Origin of the sequence: Natrinema salinisoli, assembly GCF_020405205.1 — an archaeon.
In the GTDB taxonomy this organism is placed as follows: domain Archaea; phylum Halobacteriota; class Halobacteria; order Halobacteriales; family Natrialbaceae; genus Natrinema; species Natrinema salinisoli.
Genome location: NZ_CP084469.1, coordinates 1080810 through 1101440 on the forward strand (window position 1 = coordinate 1080810; position 20631 = coordinate 1101440).

The 20631-nt window shown below is 65.6% G+C and carries 22 protein-coding genes and 1 pseudogene; 9 read left to right on the plus strand and 14 right to left on the minus strand.

What is annotated here, in order from left to right; genetic code table 11:
• Positions 1-24 precede the first annotated feature (24 nt).
• Positions 25-1071 carry an amidohydrolase family protein gene (locus LDB05_RS05370; protein WP_226006897.1) on the plus strand — a complete coding sequence of 349 codons (1047 nt, stop codon included), beginning with the start codon at positions 25-27 and terminating at the stop codon, positions 1069-1071.
• Positions 1072-1075: 4 nt separating this feature from the next.
• Here the strand turns inward: LDB05_RS05370 and LDB05_RS05375 are convergent, their stop codons facing one another.
• The 5 genes from LDB05_RS05375 to LDB05_RS05395 all read right to left on the minus strand — a co-directional run bounded on the left by LDB05_RS05375 (position 1076) and on the right by LDB05_RS05395 (position 4370).
• Complete coding sequence (locus tag LDB05_RS05375; protein ID WP_226006898.1) at positions 1076-1576, minus strand: gamma carbonic anhydrase family protein; 501 nt, start codon at positions 1574-1576, stop codon at positions 1076-1078.
• A 168-nt stretch (positions 1577-1744) separates the two neighbouring features.
• Positions 1745-2044, minus strand: a complete 300-nt coding sequence (locus LDB05_RS05380; protein ID WP_226006899.1) for a DUF3006 family protein — start codon at positions 2042-2044, stop codon at positions 1745-1747.
• A gap of 3 nt (positions 2045-2047) precedes the next feature.
• Positions 2048-3097 (minus strand): ComEC/Rec2 family competence protein, encoded by a 1050-nt coding sequence (locus LDB05_RS05385; protein WP_226006900.1) that lies wholly within the window; start codon positions 3095-3097, stop codon positions 2048-2050.
• Positions 3098-3300: 203 nt separating this feature from the next.
• Positions 3301-3696 (minus strand): OsmC family protein, encoded by a 396-nt coding sequence (locus LDB05_RS05390; RefSeq protein ID WP_226006901.1) that lies wholly within the window; start codon positions 3694-3696, stop codon positions 3301-3303.
• Between the two features lie 128 nt (positions 3697-3824).
• A complete protein-coding gene (locus LDB05_RS05395) occupies positions 3825-4370 on the minus strand; it encodes an SPFH domain-containing protein (protein WP_226006902.1) in 546 nt (181 codons plus the stop codon).
• 215 nt (positions 4371-4585) lie between these two features.
• Here LDB05_RS05395 and LDB05_RS05400 point away from each other — a divergent pair, with 215 nt between their 5' ends.
• Both LDB05_RS05400 and LDB05_RS05405 read left to right on the plus strand, forming a co-directional pair.
• Positions 4586-4780, plus strand: coding sequence for a hypothetical protein (locus LDB05_RS05400; protein ID WP_226006903.1), 195 nt, complete (start codon positions 4586-4588; stop codon positions 4778-4780).
• 12 nt (positions 4781-4792) lie between these two features.
• The gene (locus LDB05_RS05405; RefSeq protein WP_226006904.1) at positions 4793-5392 is read left to right on the plus strand and encodes a metal-dependent hydrolase; all 600 of its coding nucleotides are present in this window, start codon (positions 4793-4795) and stop codon (positions 5390-5392) included.
• Positions 5393-5427: 35 nt separating this feature from the next.
• On the opposite strand, the gene LDB05_RS05410 is transcribed toward LDB05_RS05405, so the two are convergent.
• On the minus strand, positions 5428-6156 hold the full coding sequence (locus LDB05_RS05410; RefSeq protein WP_226006905.1) for a metal-dependent hydrolase: 729 nt from the start codon (positions 6154-6156) through the stop codon (positions 5428-5430).
• 409 nt (positions 6157-6565) lie between these two features.
• Here LDB05_RS05410 and LDB05_RS05415 point away from each other — a divergent pair, with 409 nt between their 5' ends.
• The 5 genes and pseudogenes from LDB05_RS05415 to LDB05_RS05435 all read left to right on the plus strand — a co-directional run bounded on the left by LDB05_RS05415 (position 6566) and on the right by LDB05_RS05435 (position 11053).
• On the plus strand, positions 6566-6829 hold the full coding sequence (locus tag LDB05_RS05415) for a hypothetical protein (RefSeq protein ID WP_226006906.1): 264 nt from the start codon (positions 6566-6568) through the stop codon (positions 6827-6829).
• Positions 6830-6919: 90 nt separating this feature from the next.
• On the plus strand, positions 6920-9184 hold the full coding sequence (locus tag LDB05_RS05420; protein ID WP_226006907.1) for a DHH family phosphoesterase: 2265 nt from the start codon (positions 6920-6922) through the stop codon (positions 9182-9184).
• A 114-nt stretch (positions 9185-9298) separates the two neighbouring features.
• Positions 9299-9484, plus strand: a pseudogene (locus LDB05_RS05425) (MFS transporter); the annotation flags it as partial.
• Positions 9485-9705: 221 nt separating this feature from the next.
• Complete coding sequence (locus LDB05_RS05430) at positions 9706-10170, plus strand: SHOCT domain-containing protein (protein WP_226006908.1); 465 nt, start codon at positions 9706-9708, stop codon at positions 10168-10170.
• Between the two features lie 178 nt (positions 10171-10348).
• The gene (locus LDB05_RS05435; RefSeq protein WP_226006909.1) at positions 10349-11053 is read left to right on the plus strand and encodes an SDR family oxidoreductase; all 705 of its coding nucleotides are present in this window, start codon (positions 10349-10351) and stop codon (positions 11051-11053) included.
• Positions 11054-11096: 43 nt separating this feature from the next.
• Here the strand turns inward: LDB05_RS05435 and mnhG are convergent, their stop codons facing one another.
• The 7 genes from mnhG to mbhE form a co-directional block, all read right to left on the minus strand.
• Positions 11097-11471: a monovalent cation/H(+) antiporter subunit G gene (mnhG, locus tag LDB05_RS05440; RefSeq protein ID WP_226006910.1), complete on the minus strand. Its 375-nt coding sequence runs from the start codon at positions 11469-11471 to the stop codon at positions 11097-11099.
• Positions 11468-11758 carry an MrpF/PhaF family protein gene (locus tag LDB05_RS05445; RefSeq protein WP_226006911.1) on the minus strand — a complete coding sequence of 97 codons (291 nt, stop codon included), beginning with the start codon at positions 11756-11758 and terminating at the stop codon, positions 11468-11470. The genes mnhG and LDB05_RS05445 overlap by 4 nt, the downstream gene beginning before the upstream one ends.
• Positions 11751-12356 carry a Na+/H+ antiporter subunit E gene (locus LDB05_RS05450; protein WP_226006912.1) on the minus strand — a complete coding sequence of 202 codons (606 nt, stop codon included), beginning with the start codon at positions 12354-12356 and terminating at the stop codon, positions 11751-11753. The genes LDB05_RS05445 and LDB05_RS05450 overlap by 8 nt, the downstream gene beginning before the upstream one ends.
• Positions 12356-14005 carry a complex I subunit 5 family protein gene (locus LDB05_RS05455; protein WP_226006913.1) on the minus strand — a complete coding sequence of 550 codons (1650 nt, stop codon included), beginning with the start codon at positions 14003-14005 and terminating at the stop codon, positions 12356-12358. The genes LDB05_RS05450 and LDB05_RS05455 overlap by 1 nt, the downstream gene beginning before the upstream one ends.
• Before the next feature lie 79 nt (positions 14006-14084).
• On the minus strand, positions 14085-14438 hold the full coding sequence (locus LDB05_RS05460; RefSeq protein ID WP_226006914.1) for a sodium:proton antiporter: 354 nt from the start codon (positions 14436-14438) through the stop codon (positions 14085-14087).
• Entirely contained in the window at positions 14435-14899 is a 465-nt protein-coding gene (locus tag LDB05_RS05465; protein ID WP_226006915.1) for an MnhB domain-containing protein, read from the minus strand. Before LDB05_RS05465 ends, LDB05_RS05460 begins: the two co-directional genes overlap by 4 nt.
• Positions 14896-17334, minus strand: coding sequence for a hydrogen gas-evolving membrane-bound hydrogenase subunit E (gene mbhE, locus LDB05_RS05470; RefSeq protein WP_226006916.1), 2439 nt, complete (start codon positions 17332-17334; stop codon positions 14896-14898). The genes LDB05_RS05465 and mbhE overlap by 4 nt, the downstream gene beginning before the upstream one ends.
• 170 nt (positions 17335-17504) lie before the next feature.
• On the opposite strand from mbhE, the gene LDB05_RS05475 reads away from it, so the two are divergent.
• On the plus strand, positions 17505-19166 hold the full coding sequence (locus LDB05_RS05475) for a tRNA uridine(34) 5-carboxymethylaminomethyl modification radical SAM/GNAT enzyme Elp3 (protein ID WP_226006917.1): 1662 nt from the start codon (positions 17505-17507) through the stop codon (positions 19164-19166).
• A gap of 635 nt (positions 19167-19801) precedes the next feature.
• Here LDB05_RS05475 and LDB05_RS05480 read toward each other — a convergent pair.
• Complete coding sequence (locus LDB05_RS05480; RefSeq protein ID WP_226006918.1) at positions 19802-20446, minus strand: hypothetical protein; 645 nt, start codon at positions 20444-20446, stop codon at positions 19802-19804.
• Between the last annotated feature and the right edge of the window lie 185 nt (positions 20447-20631).

Below are 20631 nucleotides of genomic sequence, written 5' to 3' on the forward strand. Positions count from 1 at the left end.
GGCACTGACCGCGAACTCATCCGTATGGAACGAACGGGAACGATTCTCCGCGGCCGCGAGTTCGAGCCCGTCGAGGGACGGGTGGTCGTCGACGACGACGGTCGCATCGAGGCCATCGAAGAGACATCGACCGAGAGCGACGACATAATCCTGCCGGCGTTCGTCAACGCCCACACCCATATCGGCGACTCGATCGCCAAGGAGGCCGGCGGCGGCCTCTCGCTCGAGGAACTCGTCGCGCCGCCGGACGGCCTGAAACACCGGTTGCTCCGGGCCGCCTCCCGAGACGAACTCGTGACGGCGATAGAGCAGTCACTCCGCTTCATGCAGCGGGCCGGAACTGCGGCCTGTCTGGACTTCCGCGAGGGCGACGTCGACGGCGTGTCGATGCTCGACGAGGCCGCGGACGGACTCGCGATCGACGCGCTCTCCTTCGCTCGCGGCTCCGTCGATGCGATGCGCGCAGGGGACGGCTTCGGCGCGAGCGGGGCCAACGATTCCGAGTTCGGTCGGGAGCGCGAGGCGACGCGCGAGGCCGGCAAGCCCTTCGGCATCCACGCCGGCGAGGTCGACGAGAGCGACATCGATCCCGCACTAGACCTCGAGCCCGACTTCCTGGTTCACATGGTCCACCCCGAACCGCATCACCTCGAGCGCGTCGCCGAGCAGGACGTGCCGATCGTCGTCTGCCCGCGCTCGAACCTCGTCACCGACGTCGGATTATCGCCGTACGAGGAACTCAGCGAACGGACGACGCTCGCGCTGGGGACGGACAACGTCTTCCTCAACTCGCCGTCGATGTTCCGCGAGATGGAGTTCCTCGCGAAGCTCTCCGAGCTGTCGGCCCCCGAGATCCTCCGGACGGCGACAGTCAACGGGGCCGAGATCGCCGGCCTCGAGTACGGACTGATCGAGCCCGGTCGAGACGCCAGACTTCTGGTGCTCGACGGGGCTTCGGACAACCTCGTCGGCGCTCGGGACCCGGTTCGTGCCGTGGTCCGCCGCGCCGGGGTGGACGACGTTCGCGACGTCGTCTACGGAGCGGACGCCGACGGCGAGCGTACCGACTGAACCCTCAGTCGAGTCGGCCGGACGTTTCCGCGTGCTTCTTCGAGAGTTCGACGTACCGATCCGCCGTCGCTTCGAGGGCCGGATCGTCGATCTCCGTCTTCGGTTCGGCGGGCGCGCCGGCGACGAGCGTGGCCTCGGGGATCTCCGTGTCCTCCGTGACGACGCTCCCGGCGGCGACGACCGCACCCTCGCCGACGTGGGAGCCGTCGAGGACCACCGCGTTCATCCCGACCAGCGCGCGCTCGCCGACGGTCGCGTCGTGGACGATAGCGCTGTGACCGACCGTCGAGTAGGGCTCGAGTTCCGCCGTCTCGTGGAGGACGGCGTTGTCCTGGACGTTCGCCCCCTCGCCGACGACGATCGTCCCGTGATCGCCGCGTATCGTGGTGTTCGGCCAGACGCTCGCGTCCGCCTCGATGACGACGTCGCCGATCACGACTGCGGCGTCATCGACGTACGCCGACTCGGCGACCTGTGGTTCCGTCCCGTCGAACGATCGTAGCATGGCCGTTTCTGTCTCGAGAGCCATCTTGAAACTGACCATTGGGGTCGGTAGGGGTCACCGCCCGTCGCTGTTATAGTAGTCGTTGAACGTCATTGCACTCTCGCTCGCGAATCAGCGGCCAGCACCGGTCGTGCTAGCCGCTCGAGTGCGAGCGGTGAGTAAATCGTTTCAACGACTACTATACCCCTCGTCCCGGTCGTCGTCCGACAACCGCTCCGAGAGCCGGTCGAAGCGCTCCCGCGCCGATTCCCGTCGCTCGCGTTCGGCCGCTTCGCGGTAGCTGGCCTCGAGCAGTGTGTCCTCGTCTACGGTGACGTCGAAGACGGCACCCTCGTGTCGCCCGTCCTCGGGGAGCGTCTCGACGTCGACGATGCGCTCGTCGATCACGTCTCCGTCCGCCTCGAGCAGGAGAATCGCGTTCTCCCCGTCGACGATGCGGTCGAGGACTGCGGTGTGCGTCTCACTCATCGGTCATCGGGATGCGGTACGCGGGGCAGCGTCATCAATCGGTGGGCGGTCGCCGTCGATCAGCGGCCGCGTTCCGTCCGTCGGCGGGCCCACGAGTGCGGACTGCGCCTCCTGCTTCCGCTCGAGTAATTCGGCCGGGTCGGTCGGGCCGTCCCGTTCCGTTTCCACCGACCACTCGGTCCCGTCCGTCGTCAGGACGACGTCGCCGTGGACACCGGTCCAGTACGTTTCGATCCCGCGGTCGGCGAAGGCCTCGAGCACCTCGTCGTGGGGGTGCCCGTACCGGGAGTCGAGCGCGCTCGAGACGATCGCCGCGTCGGGATCGACCTGTTCGAGGAACGGCTCGCTCGAGGAGGTCGACGAGCCGTGGTGACCGGCCTGATAGGCGTCGGCCGCGAGATCGTCGCCGTACTCGTCCGCCAGACGCTGCTCGGTTCCCGACTCGATATCGCCGGTCGTCAGATACGAGAACTCGCCGAACTCGAGGGTCAAGACGACGCCGTTGGCGTCGACGTCGTCTCCGTTATCGTCCGCTGGCGGGTTCAGGACCGTCGCCTCGAGGTCGTCGTCCTCGAGCGGCAGGGTATCGCCCGCCGCGACCTCGAAGAGCCGGACGTCGTACTCCTCGATGGCGTCGAGATAGTTGTCGTAGGTCGCCGTCGTGTGGGAGACGCCGGAGTCGTAGGCCGCACCGACGCCGTCGCCCTCTTCCTCGAGGTACTCGATGATTTCGGGGTGTCCGCCGATGTGATCGGCGTGGCCGTGGGTCGCGACCAGATGATCGATGCGGTCGATATCGTGGGCCTTCAGGTAGTCGATGACGGTCTCTCCGTCGTCGCGATACTCGCCCGTATCGATCAGTATTGTTTCCCCTGCCGGGGTCACGACGAGCGTCGAATCGGCCTGACCGGCGTCGATGTGGTGGATCTCGAGTTCGCCGCTGACATCGGCCGTGACGGGGTCGTCGTCACTGTCCATGTCGTCGATCACGCTGCTACATCCCGAGAGGACGAGTAGCCCCGCGACCGCCACGACTAGGAGGGGTCGTCGCATTCGTGTTCCTCTCCCATGTGCTGGACGAGTATGGTCGTTTTGGCCCGTTTGAGAGGCTTAAAGTTGAGTTTTCTAACACGTAGTGGTCGCATGGCTGTCGTCACTCGGGGAGAAAGCGGCGACGGATTCGCGGCCCTCAAACGACGGGCCGCACCTGCTCACCCCGTCACGAAGACTGCGGATCGACGAGAGTGCGCCCGTCCTCAGAATGCGTTACTTTCGAAGCTCGTGTCCGCGTGCAGGCTGTCCTTCAGCGCGTCGTGGACCTTGCAGAGTTCGAACGCGCGCTCGAGGATTTCCTCGCCGGTGTCGTCGTCCACGTCGGCTTCCACGCGAACCTCGAACGCGACGGACTCGAGTTTGTCGTCGTCGTTGAGTTCCCCGTCGATGTCGATCTCGATCCGCCCGAGGTCGTCGGCCCCGCGCTGCTGGCCGCCGACGCGCAGCGCCGGCACGTAACAGGAGCCGTAGGCCGCCAGCAGCGCCTCGAGCGTGTCGGGGGCGTCCTCGCCGTTGGCGTCGATCGTCGTCTCGAAGTCGCGAATCTCGTTCGTCGCGCTGTACCCCTCGTCGGAGACGGTGGTGACTTGCTTCGCCATGGCAGTCGAACCGTCCACGAGCGACGGTGTAAACGTTGTCCCATCGGTGTGATGGGGCGGAGAGTGAGAGACGCGACCACGTCGGCTCGATTCACGCGGTTCGTCAGGACAGGGTTCGTCACCTCCGCTTACGGGCGTGCCTCCGGCGCTCGCGACGCGAGCTCGAGTTCGACCGCCGGCACGACCAGGCCCCAGTCGTCGACGGCAGCGGAGAGGTCGTCCTGGATCTGTTGCTCTAGCTGGCCGGGGTCTCGAAGTGCCGCTATCTCGTGTGACTGCACTGCACTCCGGGTCGTCGACAGGGCCACGTCGGTGAACGCGGATCGGTAGTTATCCACTTCGGTGAACGCCGCTCTGGCATCGACGACGCGAACGTCCACCCGGACCAGTACCGAACAGGTCGATCCGTCGGCAGTCTCGACGTCCTCGAGCACGACCTCGACGGTCTGGAGCGACTTCGGAATCGGCTTCGTCCGGGATACGAACGGCGGCACCACGTTGAGCCCCGGCTCGATCACGTCCCTGAATTCACCGAAGACGAACAGCGCCTTCCGTTCGTCCGGCTCGACGATTTCGATCGCGCTGAAAAGGGCCACGACCAGAATGACGAACATCACGAGAGCGATACCGAGGACTGCTCCCCCCATACCCGTCTGTAGCGGCAGATCTAGCATACGACGGCGAACGGAAGATCACTGCAAAAACGTTTCGACGGTCGAACGATCGCCGTCCGCTCGAGGCAGACGCTTCCCCGGATTGTCCCCGGATTGGAGCGGCAAAATCGACCTCCCGAGCCGACCGAACGGGGTCGGGACGTGGCGGCGTCGACACCCTGCGCCTGCAGCGAAATACCATTTAGTACCCGAACCGAAACGTTCGTGAACGAACCATGGCGACCCTCAACAGGCGATCGGCGAACAAGATCAGCATGCTCTCGACGGTAGTAGACAGCGTGATGGAGTTCCGGCGCGGCCATCCGAAGAGCGGCCTCCTGCTCCTCGGTGCGGCGGCGCTTTCGTCCCGGATTCCCGGTATCGGGACGGCTGCCTCGCTGTTACTCCGGCTGATTCGACGGTTCCGCTGACTCGAGTGGCCGATGGTCGACGTCACCGGACACCTCGGAATGGCGCTGGTGTTCGCCGCGCCGGCGTGGTTGATCTGGGGTCGGCGAGTGGCGCTTGCGTTCGTCGCCTTCACGCTGGGGACGGCGATGCTCCCTGACGTCGATCTCGTTCTCCAGCAGTACCTCCCTATCACTCATCACGGTGTGACACACTCGCTGTTGTTCGTCCTCCTGGTGAGCATCCTCGTCGGCGTCGTCGCCGCGAAGTGGCTCACCGCATGGCTCAACGATCACCGGTGGATCCGAAGCACGGAAATCACAGCCGAGACGGTCTTCGTCTTCGCGACGGGCGGGCTGATCCTCGGCGGCGTCAGCCATCTGTTCGCCGATATCCTTTCTGCGCCGGACATCGCCCCGCCGATCAAGCCGTTCTGGCCGATTTACCCGGAGCCGATCATCGTCGACGTCATCTACTACGACTCGCCGCTCTGGAACTTCGGACTGCTCGCCGTCGCCGTCGGCCTCCATCTGGTGCTCGCTCGACGCGAGCGGTACCCGCTCGAGACGCGATATCGGATCGGGACTCGAACGGACCCAGACGAGCGCCAGTACAGTGCGACGAGCGAGGAATAAAAAAGCGATCGTCAGCCGCTCGAGTTCCCGTCGGCTCAGGAGTCGAGTTCGAACGGCTCGTCGGCCTCGAGGGCGTGTACCTCGGCGTCGCTGCCGACGCCTCGGACTTCGCTGGCGAAGTCGTCGGGGTCCTGTTCGATCGGCGGGAAGGTGTCGTAGTGTTGCGGGAAGGCGTGGTCAACGTCGAGCCAGTCGACGGCGATGGCGGCCTGCATCGGGCCCATCGTGAAGTGGTCGCCGATCGGGACGGCGGCCGCGTCGGGCTCGAGATAGGGACCGATGACGTCGCGCATCTCCGTCATGAGGCCCGTGTCGCCGGCGTCGTAGAACGTGGTGGACTCCTCGTCGCTGACCTGCGTGGGCTTCGTATCCGAAATGATGAAGCCTCCCGGCATCCCGCCGCTCGAGTCGTTCTCGGTCATGATCCCGTTCGTGTGGTCGGCGCGGTGCATCGTGACGTAGGCGTCGCCGCACTCGACGGTCCCGCCGAGGTTCATTCCCATTCCACCGACGGCGTCCTCGAAGCCGAACTCCGCCTGACAGTAGGACGTCAACTCCGGCGTGGCGACCAGCGTCGCGTCCGAGAACTCGCCCGCGTGAGCGATGTGATCGGCGTGGCCGTGCGTCAACAGGACGTAATCCGGCGTGTCGACGTCTGCCGGCTCGAGATCCGTCTTCGGGTTGTCGAAGAACGGATCGATCAACAGTTCCGTGTCTCCAACGGTAACGTGCCACGTCGAGTGGCCGTGCCAGGTGAGTTCCATAGCATCTGCATCGTTCGGACGAGATCACCATAAAAGTGGGTAGGGTCAGTGCGGTTCGCACCGACGACTGGCGGTTGCGGGACGGGACGGCGCTCCGTCCCTCCATTATAAAAGTCATAAATACGCGGTTGAGACGCCGCGGTGGACATGTACTATCACCAATGTTTATACGTTCGTTCTCAGTACGATAGAAAGCCGCACGCGAACTGACACACCACGCATGCGGTCTGGGATCGCACCCCGTTCGACCGCCGGTCGAGTGCCGTCGGCGAAACCGTTGCGATTTCCAGGACGACCCCCTCCCATCCCTTCGGCAGCAGCCGTCCGAACGCCCGCGTCGTTCACGTTGGCACACACCGTTCGGACGGCGATGCCGTGCCGTTTTTTACCCGGGGGCCGTACGGCGACTATGCTCGCACTCACGCTCGAGGAATTCATGGTAGAGCTGAACGACGGCGCGATCAAGAACGTCGGTCCGAACAACAAGGCGGCGACGGTCAAGCTGTTCGACGTCGACTCCGCCGAAGCCAGGGAGTTCGGTGACAAGCGAGTCAAGCTCGTCTTCGAGGACGAGGACGATAACGAAATCCAGGTCTCGCTGTTCCCGGACGACGTTCGGGATCTCGTCGACCAGATCGAGTCGCTCGAGGATGATTCGCCCGTTTTCGAGTGACGGCGGCGCTGTTCCGCAGTTGTGACCCCGACTCGCATCGCGAACGCATTTCGACAACAGTTTTAGGGCGAAACCGCTTGGTTCGAGTAGATGGGTAACTGTATCATCTGCGGCACACCCGTTGACGGCGAGATCTGTGAGAGTCACGAGGAGGATGCTGTCTTCGAATTTCGCGGCACGACCGCCTCGCAGCTCACACCCGGTCGCTACTACCGGGGGACCGTCGACGGCTACGCCGACTTCGGTGTCTTCGTCGACATCGGAGATCACGTCACCGGCCTGTTGCACAGAAGCGAACTCGACCAACGACTCGAAAGTCTCGACTGGGAACCGGGGGACGACGTCTTCGTCCAGGTGCTCGACGTTCGAGACAACGGGAACGTCGACCTCGGCTGGTCGATCCGCCAGCGCGAACGCGAGTTCCGCGGGCACCTGATCGAGACGGCCGACGACGAGTATCGGCCCGAAGAGTTCGAAGACGACGCCGACGAGTCGTCTTCCGAATCGACCACTGAATCGGCCGACGAGTCTCCCGACGAGACGGCCACCGAAACGGCTGACGAGTCGTCCGACGAACCGGCCGCCTCAACCGAAGACCTCACCGATGACCGAGCGGCGAAAGCCGGCGAGTTACAGGCGGCCGCCGAGGAGACAGAGTCCGAACCGGAGACCGATTCCGCCGAGGGCGGTCAGCCCGCGGCCGCAGAAACGGCTGGCGCCGTCGCGAGTAGCGGCTCCGTCGCGACCGAATCCGCGGCCGCTTCGACGCCGGCGACCGACGATACCACCGACGCCGACCACGATGCCGCGTCCGAACCCGGACTCAAGCGAACGACCGTCGAGGCCATCGAGAACCAGGTCGGCAGCGTCGTCCGCCTCGAGGGCGAGATCACCGGCGTCCGCCAGACCAGCGGCCCCACGGTCTTCGAACTGCGCGACGAGACCGGCACCGTCGAGTGCGCGGCGTTCGAGGAAGCCGGCGTTCGCGCCTACCCCGCCGTCGAACTCGACGACATCGTCCGCCTCGAAGGCGAGGTCGAACACCACCACGGCGACCTGCAAGTCGAAACCGAGTCCCTCGACATTCTCGAGGGCGAGGAGCGCGAGCCGATCGTCGACCGCCTCGAGAGCGCGATCGAACGCGAGGCCCGTCCGGCCGAGGTCGCGCCACTGGCCGACCACGACGCGGTCGCTGCAGTCGAGGAGAACATCGGCGACGCCGCGACCGCGATCCGTCGCGCCGTCATGGAGGCGCGCCCGATCGTCGTCCGCCACGGAGCGACCGCAGACGGCTACGTCGCCGGCGCCGCCATCGAACGCGCCGTCCTCCCGCTGATCCGCGAGAAACACACGCGCGAGGACGCGGAGTACCACTACTTCGAGCGACGCCCGCTCGACGGCCGCGTCTATGACATGGACGCCGCGACGAACGACGTCACCTCGATGCTCGAGGCCCGGGACCGCCACGGTGAGCAGGTCCCGCTCGTCGTCCTCGTCGACGCCGGCTCGACGATCGAGTCCGCCGACGGTTACGAGTTCCTCTCGCTGTACGACGCGAATTCGCTCGTCATCGACGACAGCCGCGCCGACGACCAGATCGCCGACGCCGTCGACGTCGCCGTCGCGCCGTCGCTCGCCGGTGTCGACGTCTCGGACGTGACCGCGACCGCGCTGGCGTCCAACGTCGCCGCCCACGTCAACGACGACGTCCGAAGTGACCTCGAGCACCTCCCCGCCGTCAGCTACTGGGAGGACACCCCCGAGGACTACCTCGAGCTCGCGACCGAGGCCGGCTACGACGAGACCGGAATCTCCGAGCGCCGCGAGGCCGTCGCGCTCGAGGCCTACTACCAGTCGTACAAGGACAAACGCGAACTCATCATCGACCTGCTGTTCGGCGACGGCGAGGCGTCCGATCGGCCCCGAAACGGCGATCTGGCCGCGCACGTCTCCGAGCAGTTCCGCGACAAGCTCGAGACCGAACTCGAGACGGCTCGCGAGAACCTCACGGTGCAGGGCGTCGACGGGGTCACCGTCTCCGTGCTCGATACGGACGCCTTCACCCACCGGTACAACTTCCCGACGACGATCCTGCTCCTGGACGCGCTCCACCGGAGCGAGCGCGACCGAGCCGACCCGCCGGTCGTCACGCTCGGCGTCGGCGACGACGAACTCCACGTCCGCGCAACTGAACCCGTGAACGTGCGAGATCTCGGCGACGCGATCGCCGAAGCAGTGCCGAACGGCGGCGTCAGCGTCGTCGGCGGTCAGGACGGCCACGTCGAATTCCTGCCCGGCGAACGCGACGCGGTTCGGGAAGCCGCACTCGAGGCGCTCGGCGAGACGCTCGCGTAAGACTCGCCTTCTCCGTCGTCCGTCGGATCGAGTAGCGACGGCACCGTTCAGCGAGCGCCTCGTCGTCGCCACGCGTTTCGAAACCGCTTTTCCGTCACCGTCGGAAGAAGCGGCGTGAACGAGGATCGCTTCCAGTTCTGGACGCTCTATCTCGCCCGGTTCGCGGAGGGGTTCGGGTTCATTACGCTCATCACCCTGTTGCCGTACTACATCAATACGCTCGCGCCGACCGACACGACGGTTCTGGGATTAACGATCAGCGCGGGTCTCATCGTCGGGCTCTACACGACGGGGTTTACGTTCGTCGCTCATCCCTCGCACGGCTTTGCCGGCCGCCCTCACTATCGTTCGGTCGCCCGACAGCATGCGCCATCGCGTGTCGGCTGATCAATCGATAGCAATACGTAGCTTGTCTGTACCGAACGCCATCCGTCACTGAGCGGTCCACCGAGAGCGCGGTCTCGAGCCACCAACACCTTGGACCGGTAACGTATTTCCGATACGGTGGTGAAGGGTGCAGTATGGATGCGATCGAGGGGGGCGGTCGCGAACGCAGTGCCGACACTCCGTGGGCTCGCCTTCGCGAGAACGCCAGCGGCGTCGTGTCGCTGCTCGTGACGGCGGTCTGGCTCGGTGCCATGTTCACGGGGCAGGAGTGGTGGCTCGCAGCGTTGCTCGTCGGCTATATCGTCGTCGTCCCGTTAGCCGCGATCCTGTTCGACGACGAGATAGACGGCGACGAGTGGGGCGACGACTACACGAGTACGGACGAATCCGAAACGACGACCGCCGGGGACTCCGACACGCGCGACGCGCTCGAGACCCTTCGCGAGCGCTACGCGGCGGGCGAGTTGACCGACGACCAGTTCGAGCGGAAACTCGAGCGACTATTGGACACGGAGACGCTCGAGGACGCCGAACGGAGGACTCGAGAACGCGATCGTGACGAACCGGATCGAGATCGGGATCTCGAGTTCGGTCGCTGAGGGAATTTCTACCGGAACACGGCAGTGGCGGGGGGAGTGCCGAAGAGAGGACACGTACTGGTCGTGGACACGACCGGGACCTGCGCCGCAAAATCGGCATGAGCGGATCACAAAGCGACGAAGAGATAGCTCGCGAGGGGTGCCGGCGTTTTATACACGCAGTTCTGGTAAAGGTTGCATGGCTGATACCAAGGTCGCGGTAGTGACGGCGGCGGGAAGCGGTATCGGGGAGGCCTGCTCACGGCGACTCGACGAGGACGGATACACACCAGTTCTGTTGTCGCGATCCGGAAGCGCCGTTGCGGTTGCGAACGAGCTCGGCGGAGACGGGTTCGAAGATTCGGTGACCGATCCCGACGACCTGGCGGCTCTCGTCGAGACGACCGACGAGCGCTACGGTCGGATCGACGCGGTGGTGAACAACACGGGTCACCCGGCGTCCGGCGACCTCCTGGGACTCTCCGACGAGGAGTGGCACGAGGGGTTGGATCTCGTGCTGTTGAACACCGTCCGGATGGCGCGACTCGTCACACCCATCATGGCCGAACAGGACCGTGGATCGATCGTCAACATCTCGACGTTCTCGGCGTTCGAACCGTCGAGCGAGTTTCCCGTGTCGTCGGTGCTTCGGGGCGGACTCGGGAGCTTCACCAAACTCTATGCCGACCGATACGCGGCGACGGGAATCCGGATGAACACGGTTCAGCCCGGGTTCGTCGACAGTTACGAGGTAGACGAGGAGACGCGAGAGCGGATCCCGATGGGGCGTCCGGCACGAACCGCGGAGATCGCGGACGCAGTCGCCTACCTTCTCTCGCCCGCCTCGAGCTACGTCACCGGCCAGAATATCCGCGTCGATGGCAGTCTTACGGCGTCCGTGTGACGTTTTCCCGCAGTAACCGGCAGGGTATCTGCGAGAATCGGACTCAGTCGTCGTTCGTCTCGGGCTCGTCCGTTCGCTCGGGGCGGTCGGGTCGCTCGACCGCCGACGCGTCGGGCCAGGTGACGCTGCCGAGGAAGGGGATGCCGATCTTCTCGGCGGCGCGGGCGATCATGTGCGACCCGGTCGGGACCGTCAGGAAGAGGAAGACGATCCCGACGAGCGCGGTCAACCCCTCGCTGCCGGGACCGAACTGGACGAAGCCGGCCATGAAGATCGCGGCGGTGCCCAGGGTCGTGGGCTTGCTCGTGGCGTGCATTCGGTTGTAGACGTTCGGCAGGCGGAGCAGGCCGATCGTGCCGACGGTCAGGAAGAAGGCACCCACGACGACCAGCGCGATGACGACGACGGTGTGGATCACTGGATCACCTCGCCGTCGGTGACGAACTTGGCGACGGCGACCGTCGCGATGAAGCCGATGATCGCGAGCACGAGGCTCACGGTGACGAAGAGCCCGCGCCCGGTCAGGAGCGCGAACAGGACGGCGATCGCGACAACGTTGGTCGCGATGGCGTCCAGCGCGACCACGCGGTCCGGATTCGTCGGTCCCCGGATCACGCGGTAGCCACAGAGGACGCAGAGCCCGCTGACGAGAACGAGAGCGCCGCGGATCGCCGTCTCGAGGACGGCCGGGGTCGCGTCAGTCATCGTCGTCACCCCCGCCTTGTCCGTCCGGGGTCCTGTCTCTTTCCCCGCCGGAGACGACGATCTCCGGCGGCGGATCCGACGGTGACGCGTCCTCGTCGAACAGTTCGAGGGCGTAGTCTTCCCAGGTGCGGATCGGCTCGGCGATCGCGTCGGGATCCTGGCCGTTGACGCCGTGGACGTACAGTGAATTGGTTTCGTCGTCGTAGTCCAGCGTCACCGTGCCGGGCGTGATCGTGATACTGTTTGCGATGACGGTGATCGCGACATCGGATTCGACGCGGAGCGGGACCAGGATCACTTCGGGTTCGATCGGCATGCCCGGCGAGAGCACCCGGTAGGCGACGTCGACGTTCGCCCGGAGGAGTTCCCACGTGAACGCGCCCAGATAGAGCCCGGCGTATGGGAGGACGCGGACTCCGCGACCGAGGTCGAGGTACTTGCCGTACAGCCGCCGGAAGACGTACGCGACCGGGAGCCCGACGATCAATCCGGCGAGGAATCCGCCGACGAGCGACGAGGGGGTGAGGGACTGTCCGACGACGAACACCCACAGGACCGCGAAGACCACGCCGACGATCGGCCAGGTTCGAACTCTCATTAGTGGTCACCTCCGCTCAAGTCGTCCAGTTCGCTCGCATCGATGGGATCGACAGCGTCGACGTAGCCTTCCGTGTCGAGTGCGGCCTCCGCCGCGGCTTCCGCGAAGGCGTAGACCGGTTCGAAGCCGACGCCGACGGCGACGATCGTCGCTGTAAGGAGGACGAGCACGGTCACCTGCACGGAATCGACCGTCGCCGTCTCCACGGCGTCCGTTTGCGCCCCCCAGAAGCTCTGATTCCACGTACGGGTCACGTAGGCGATCGTCAACAGCGAGCCGACGAGCAGGAGGACGAGCACGGGTCCAGCCCTCGCCTTCGCCGCGGCTTCGAACACGAGGAACTTGCCGAAGAAGCCCGACAGCGGCGGGATCCCGACGAGTGCGAGCGAGCCGACGAACACGGCGATCGCCAGCGGGGGCGAGCGGCTCGCTATCCCCCCGAGATCGGCGAAGCGGCTCGTCCCCGTCGCGGATCGGACCGCGCCGACCGCGAGGAAGAGCAGTCCCTTCGCCAGCGTGTGATTGAGCGCGTACACCAGCGCAGCGACGATTGCGAGCTCGCGCAGCCCCGGATCGGTCGTCGTTGCGGCAATCGCAACCGGGATCGCGATGAAGCCGACCTGCCCGATGCTCGAGTAGGCGAAGACGCCCTCCATGGAGTCGCGGCCGACGGCACCGATGCCGCCGACGAGGATGCTGGCACCGGCCATGAGGAACAGCGCCGCGCCGACGAACGGGAGCGGCGAGTCGCCCGCGATCGACAGCCCCAGCAGCGGGATCGGGAGGTCGACGGCGACCTCCGCACCGGCGAAGATCGTAAAGGAGAGTCGGATGATGGCGTAGATCCCGACCTTCTTCGTCGCGCCGGCCAGCAACGCGGTGATCTGTGGCGGGGCGGCTCGATAGGCGGTCGGGATCCAGAACTGGAAGGGAACGAGGCCGGCCTTGATGGCGAACACCGACAGGAGTAAGCCGAGGAGACCGACGACCGGAACGGGATCGAGTCCGAAGGCCGCCGGATCGGCGAGTCGCCGGGCGAGATCGGCCATGTTCAGCGTTCCCGTCGTCGCGTAGATCCCGCCGACGCCGAGCAGGAAGATGGCGCTGGCGAGCAAGTTGAGCGCGACGTACCAGAACGCGGCGCGGGTGTGCTGTGGGCCGCCGCTGTAGGCGACGAAGACGTAACTGGCCATCAGCATGACCTCGAACCAGACGAAGAGGTTGAAGAGGTCCCCCGTAAGGAAGGCGCCGGTGACGCCCAGCGCGAGGAAGTGAAAGAGCGGGAAGTAGTAGCTGCGGCCCTGACCGCCGGGCAGGTGTCTGGTCGAGAAGACCAGCGACGCGACCCCCAGAACCGCGACCATCGTCAGCATGAACGCCGACAGCCCGTCGGCGACCAGGGTGATGCCGAAGGGGGCCGGCCAGTCGCCGACTTGGTAGGTCGCGATCCCCGGCGCGTCCGGCGCGAGGACGATATACCAGTCGATCGCCCCGACGGCGACCGCGTAGGCCGCACCGCCGGCCATACTCACGGCGGCTCGAGCCCGCGGCCGCCGACTCAGCAATAGCGAGACGACAGCCGTCAGGAGGACGACCACCATCGGCGCGATCACGAGCTGCGATTCCATTCCGCCGGGCGTCGCCGTCATCGTCGATCACCCGTCGATTCCGCCGGCGTCCGCCATTGATCGTTCATCATCGATAGCGTCGTCTTCGTCGTCACCACGGTCATTCGCGATCACCCAGTTCCGTGACGTCCAGCGTGTCGTGTTCCTCGTAGACCCGATACGACAGCACGAGCGCGAACGCGGTCATCCCGAAGCCGATGACGATGGCGGTCAACACCAGCGCCTGTACCAGCGGATCGGCCGTCACCGGCACGTGTTCGCCGTGGCCGGCGAGGACGGGCACCGAGTCGGCGGTCGCCGGCGCGATTCCGCCCATCGTCAGCAGGTAGACGTTCGCGGCCTGGCTGATGATCGCCAGCCCCCAGACGACTCGGATCAGGTCCCGCCGCAGGAGCAGGAAGGTCCCGAGGGCGAACAGCGCACCGATCGCGGCGGCGAGCACGACCCCCGTCATTCGGCACCCACCACCGAGAGGATCGTGAGGAGCCCACCGACGACCACGCAGTAGACCCCGAAGTCGAAGGCGAGCGCGCTCGCGACCTCGAGGTGATCGTAGATCGGAATCCCCTCGAGGATGACGAAGGTCTGCGAGAGGAACGGCTGGCCGAACAGCAGCGGAACGAGACCGCTGACGACGGCGATCGCGAAGCCGTAGGCGAAGAGGCGGCGGTACGCGACGACGACTCGATCCCGCGACGGCCCCTTACCGGGGTCGACGTCGCGGCCGAGGATCCCTCGCTCGAGGAAATCGAGACCGAAGGCCATGTAGATGATCGCGAAGGCCGTCACCGTGAGCACGCCGCCGATGAACCCGCCGCCGGGGAGGTTGTGCCCCTCGAAGAACAGCGAGATGGCGACGACCAGGATGATCGGAACGATCGCTCGCGCGGTCGTACGCATGATAACCGTCGTCATTCGTCGTCACCTCCGGACGGTTCGCCGTCGCTGCGAGCCCCGGCTGGTTCGTCGGGGCGGTCCCCTCCTCTCGGACCGATCCGTCCCTCGTCGCGACCGCGCATGGCGACCAGCGTCAGGATCGAGATCGCGGCGAGTGCGACGACGGCGAGTTCGCCCAGCGTGTCGAACCCGCGGAAGTCGACGAGGGTGACGTTGACGATGTTGGTCCCGCCACCCAGGGGGACCGCCTGCTCGGCGTAGCCGCGGGCGATCTCCGTCGGGCCGTCGGGACGAGCGCCGGTGGTGACCAGCACCGTCACGAACGCGGTCGCACCGACGGCGACCGAGAGGACGGCGTCGCGGGCGACCCGTCCGATCCCGACCTCGTAGTACTCGGGGATCTCCTCGATCACGAGCAGGAAAATGAGGAGGACGAGCGTCTCGACGACGAGCTGGGTCAGCGCGAGGTCGGGCGCGCTCGCGAGGATGTAGAAGATGGCGACCATGAATCCCAGAATCGAGAGCGTGAGGACGCCAGCGATGTGTGACTCGGACGTGACGACGGCGACGCCACCGATCACCGCGACGAGCAAGACGAGCGCGATCGGAACTGTGACCTCGAGCCCGAGCGCGGTCGGCTCGATCGCACCGGCCGCGACGAAGCCGGCGAGTGCGAGCGCACAGGTCGCTCCCAGCGTCCACGTCGCGTACGTCCGGAGCATGCCGTTGTGGACCGTCTCGGCGAACCGTCGGCCCTCGTCGCTGAGGCCGTCGACGACGGTATCGTACCACCAGTTCGCGCCGACCTGCGGGACTGCGCTCGGGATCGCACGGATACCGTCGTGGAGGCGGCCGTAGGCCGGATACGCGAGGAGGCCGATGCCGATCGTGACGGCACTCATACCCAGCGCGGGCGAGTACGAGGTCGGAATGCCGACGTGCATCTCGTGGGGATCGACCGCCGTGGCCTCGAGGCCGGACTGGACGATGAGGTCGACGGCTTGCTGGGGATCGACGCTAACGAAGGCAGCGAGGAGGCCGAGGACGGCCGGTGGGATCAGCAGCGTGATGGGCGGGCGGTGAACCTGACCGAGCCCGTCGGGTCGGTTGCCGAAGAACAGCGAGAGGAATTTCAGCGAGTACAACACGGTGAAGATGCTCCCGAAGACGGCGACGGCGGGGTAGAGCCAGCCCAGAATCCCGATATCGTGGTGGTGGCTCGCCTCGACGGCGGCCTCGAAGAGCAACTCCTTCGAGTAGAACCCGTTGAACGGTGGGATACCGGCCATACTGAGCGCGACGACCGTCGTAATCGCCGCCGTGATCGGGAGATCGTGGCGCAGGCCGCCGAGTTCGTCGATTTCTCGAGTGCCGGCTTCGTGGGCGACGATACCGGCGACGAGGAACAGCGCGGCCTTGAACAGGGCGTGGTTGAGGAGGTGGAAGACGCCCGCCTCAGCGCCGTAGACGGAGGTGAAACCGAAGCCGGCGATCATCAGTCCGAGGTGGCTCGCCGTCGAGTAGGCGAGCAGTTCCTTGATGTCCGTCGACGCGACGGCCAGAATCGCACAGACCGTCATCGTCGTCAATCCGAGCGTCGCGAAGAGGAACAGCCACTCCGCGCTGACGAGCATCGGTCGGGTCCGTCCGACGAAGTAGACGCCGACCTTGACCATCGTCGCGGAGTGGAGGAAGGCGGAGACCGGCGTCGGTGCTGCCATCGCGTTGGGCAGCCAGAAGTGCAGCGGGACCTGCGCGGACTTGGTCCCCGCACCGATCGCGAGCAAGCCCAGTACCGGCAGGAACAGCCCCCGATCTCGCAGGGCCGCTTGCATCGCGTCGGAGTTCTCGAGCATCGCGGTGAGGTCGAACGCCGCGCCCGTACCGAGAATATCGCTGGCGACGACCGAGAGCAGGAGGAAGCCGACGAGCAGGAAGAGGCCGCCGCCGACGGTGATGAACATGGCCATCCGGGCGGCGTACTGCGAGGAGTCGTCGGCGGTGTAGTAGCCGATCAGGACGAACGACGCGAGGCTGGTGAGCTCCCAGAAGAGGAAGATCGCGATCAGATCGGCGGCGAGCGCGACGCCGACGATCGATCCCATGAAGGCGAACAACGCGGCATAGTACCTGACGAGACCGGACTCGCCGTGCATGTACGCGGGGGAATAGGTGAATATGAGTGCCCCGATCCCACAGGCCAACAGCGCGAACAGCAGCGCCCAGCCGTCCACGTAGAACTGGAGTGCGATATTCCGGGACGGGATCCAGGGCAGGCCGACGACGCCCTCCCGTCCGTACTGGGTCGCGAGGAGTCCGAACGACGTCAGTGCGACGGCGGTCCCGGCGAAACCCGTTCCCTCACCCAGCACGCGGAAGAACACCGGCGTGAGTGCTGCGGCGACGAAGGGCAACGCGACCGCGGCGATGACGATCGCCAGGTCGGGAGACATTCGGTACGCGGGAAGTAGGGCGAGACGTCCCTTAAGAGATTACCTTTCGGAACGTAGACCGGTACGGGGAATCGATGGCGATCCGCGGTGATCGCTCGTCCGTCGGTGCCTCCGCTTCGGAATGGAGAACTCCGACACGCTTATTCGCGAACGGCGACGATTCACGTGTAGTGAGTACCGAGACGACAGAACCGACCGAGACCGAAGCGTTCGAACGGGTCTGTGAGACGCTCGTCGAGCGAATCCTCGCCGGCGAGGTCGAACGCGACGAGGTCGAGAAAGCCAAACTCGAGGCCTGTTCGGAACACTCGGCACCGAAGGTGCCGAAGAACTCCGAGCTGCTGGACTACGCGCCGGAGGAGTATCGAGAGGACCTGGAACCCGTGCTCCAGCGCAAGCCGGTTCGGACGGCGTCGGGCGTCTCGCCGGTCGCGATCATGACCTCGCCCGAGCGGTGTCCCCACGGCAAGTGTCTCTACTGTCCCGGCGGTCCCGACTCCGAGTTCTCGTCGTCACAGAGCTACACGGGCGAGGAGCCCGCCGCCGCCCGCGGCGTTCAGAACGACTACGATCCCTACGGGCAGGTGACCCTGCGCCTCGAGCAGCTGCGCCAGATCGGCCACCCCGTCGACAAGGTCGAACTGATCCTGATGGGCGGAACGATGACCGCCCGCAGCCACGACTATCAGGAGTGGTTCGTCAAGCGGGCGCTCGAGGCGATGAACGACTACGACGTCGACAAGGAGCCCGAGCCGGCCCAGGGCGTCAGCTTCGCGGAGGACCCCGAGGAGTACGACTGGAAGTACCTCGAGGACGTCATCGCGGAAAACGAGACGGCGGACATCCGCAACATCGGGACGACGTTCGAGACGAAGCCGGACTGGTGCGATCCCGAGCAGATCGATCGGATGCTCGACCTCGGCGGGACGAAAGTCGAGGTCGGCGTCCAGACGACCTACGAACGAATCAATCGCGATATGCACCGCGGGCACGGCGTGCAAGAGTCGATCGACGCCAACCAGCGACTGCGGGACTCGGCGTTCAAGGTCGGCTTCCACATGATGCCGGGCCAGCCCGGGATGAGCAAGGAAATGTGTCTCGAGGACTTCCGGCGGCTCTTCGAGGAAGAGCAGTGGAAGCCCGATTACCTGAAAATCTATCCGACGCTCGTGGTTCGGGGCACTGCGACCTACGACTGGTGGCACAAAGACGAGTACGAACCCCTCTCGAACGACGAGGCGGCGGATCTGATCGCGGAGATCAAGGACATGATCCCCCGCTACACCCGACTCCAGCGCGTCCAGCGCGACATTCCGGCTGACTTTATCGACGCCGGCGTCTGGAAGTCCAACCTCCGGCAGCTCGCCCGCAAGCGCATGGACGAGCACGGCTGGGAATGCGAGTGCATCCGCTGTCGCGAGGCCGGAATGCACGAGGAGACCGCGGAGAACGTCGAACTCGACGTGATGACGTACGATGCCTGCGGCGGCACCGAACACTTCATTTCCTTCGAGGACTTCGAGAAGGACCTCCTCGTCGGCTTCTGTCGGCTTCGGTTCCCCAACGACCCGGTCCGGCCCGAACTCGAGAACACGGCGCTGGTCCGGGAACTCCACGTCTACGGCTCGGAGGTCGCGATGGGTGACGAGGGAGAGACCGACCAGCACCAGCATCAGGGCTACGGTCGCCGGCTGATGGACCGCGCCGAGGAGCTCGCCGCCGACGCCGGCTACGACAAGGTGAGCGTGATCTCCGGCATCGGCGCTCGCGAGTACTACCGCACCAAACTCGGCTACCATCAGGACGGACCGTACGTTAGCAAACGTCTGTAGAATATCACCGACGAAACCCCGTCGGTTCCATCGCCGCTGGCGGTCGTCCGGTCGTCGATTTCTGCCCTCCTCCGGATCCGATGGCTGGCCCTCATTATTATCGGAGAAGAGAAATACGAAAAAATTTATATGGTGTGAATCGGTAATATTTGATGCCGACATCCGTCGGCACCGTTGTCAGCACCCCACTTCGACAGCGGTACTCTGATCGCCCCTCGTCCGAGCGTGCCGATTCCACCCGCCCGTTCGCTCGATCCCCTGGAGCGACGGTTCGGCACGCTCACCACCCGGACCCCTTTTATACTTCGTCGGCATCAGGACGGTCCCACTCTCGGATCGGTCACTCCGGACGTCGACGCTGACCGACTCGAGGAGACACCTGCTGTCGGCTGTCGACTGGCCGCGTTCGGTATTCGATAGAACGAGCGCCGGCAACGGATCGAACTCGCTCGGGGGTGGGCCCGGGTGTATCGGTTCGGTCCGCGAGAACAAGTCGAGGGTCGACGATCGGAGACCTCTCGATTCCGGCCCGACCGCGTGAGTGCCGACCTGGCGATAGCCTCAACTGCGAAGCCGATATCACTGACCGAATACGGTTCTGGCCGCGCCGCCCCGGGCGAACCGAGAGCGGGTTCCTAGTCGATCGTCACTTCGAGTTCGAGCAGGCCGAGGTGAGCGGGGGCACCGCCGCCGTTCGTTCGGAAGTCCTCCGGGGTCGAGTTGACGACGTTGTAGAAATCGGACTGGCTGGTCGGCACGAGCGTGCTGCCGTCGTCGCGCTGGAGGAACGCGGGCGTGTCGGTTCCGTCGATGAGATCGCGCTGTTCCTGCCACTCTTCGCCGCCGTAGATGAAGGTGCCGAACGAGAACCGGCCCGCGGCGAGGGCCTCGTGTTTCGACAGGAACATCCCCGCTTCCTCGGCGTTGTACTCCTCGTCGCTCACCCAGGCGATCGCCGCGATGTCGTCGGTCTCGAGGAGGTAGAAGTCCCACGAGAGCGTCGCGTCGAACACCGCCCAGATGCTGCGAGGGCCGACGGTATGGAGTTCGACGCTGAACGCGGGCCGCATCCGCGACTCCTCCTGTTCCGGGACGAAGGTCGCGTCGTAGCCCGGTGATCGGATCCCGCGGTCGTGGTAGACGACGCCGTCCATGTCGACGTCCGCGTCGATCCGATCGATGATTCCGCTGACGGTTGCGCCGCCCTGGTTGTGGAGGTGGTCGAGGAAGTCCGGGAACTGGGAGACGTTCTCCCACGGTTGTTCGTCGTCCGCGCTCATACGGCCGTCCCTCCCCGTGACATGCGTGCTCGGCACGCGTCTCCGTCGCGCGATATCGACCCGGTCGAATCGCAGGTGGCGCCACCGATATCGTCGTCCATGTCGGGTACTGGGTGCCGGTGGGGATTAGGTTTTCCGACCTCGGCTACGGTCTCGCGAGTTGTGCCCAGGTCGGAGCACAATCG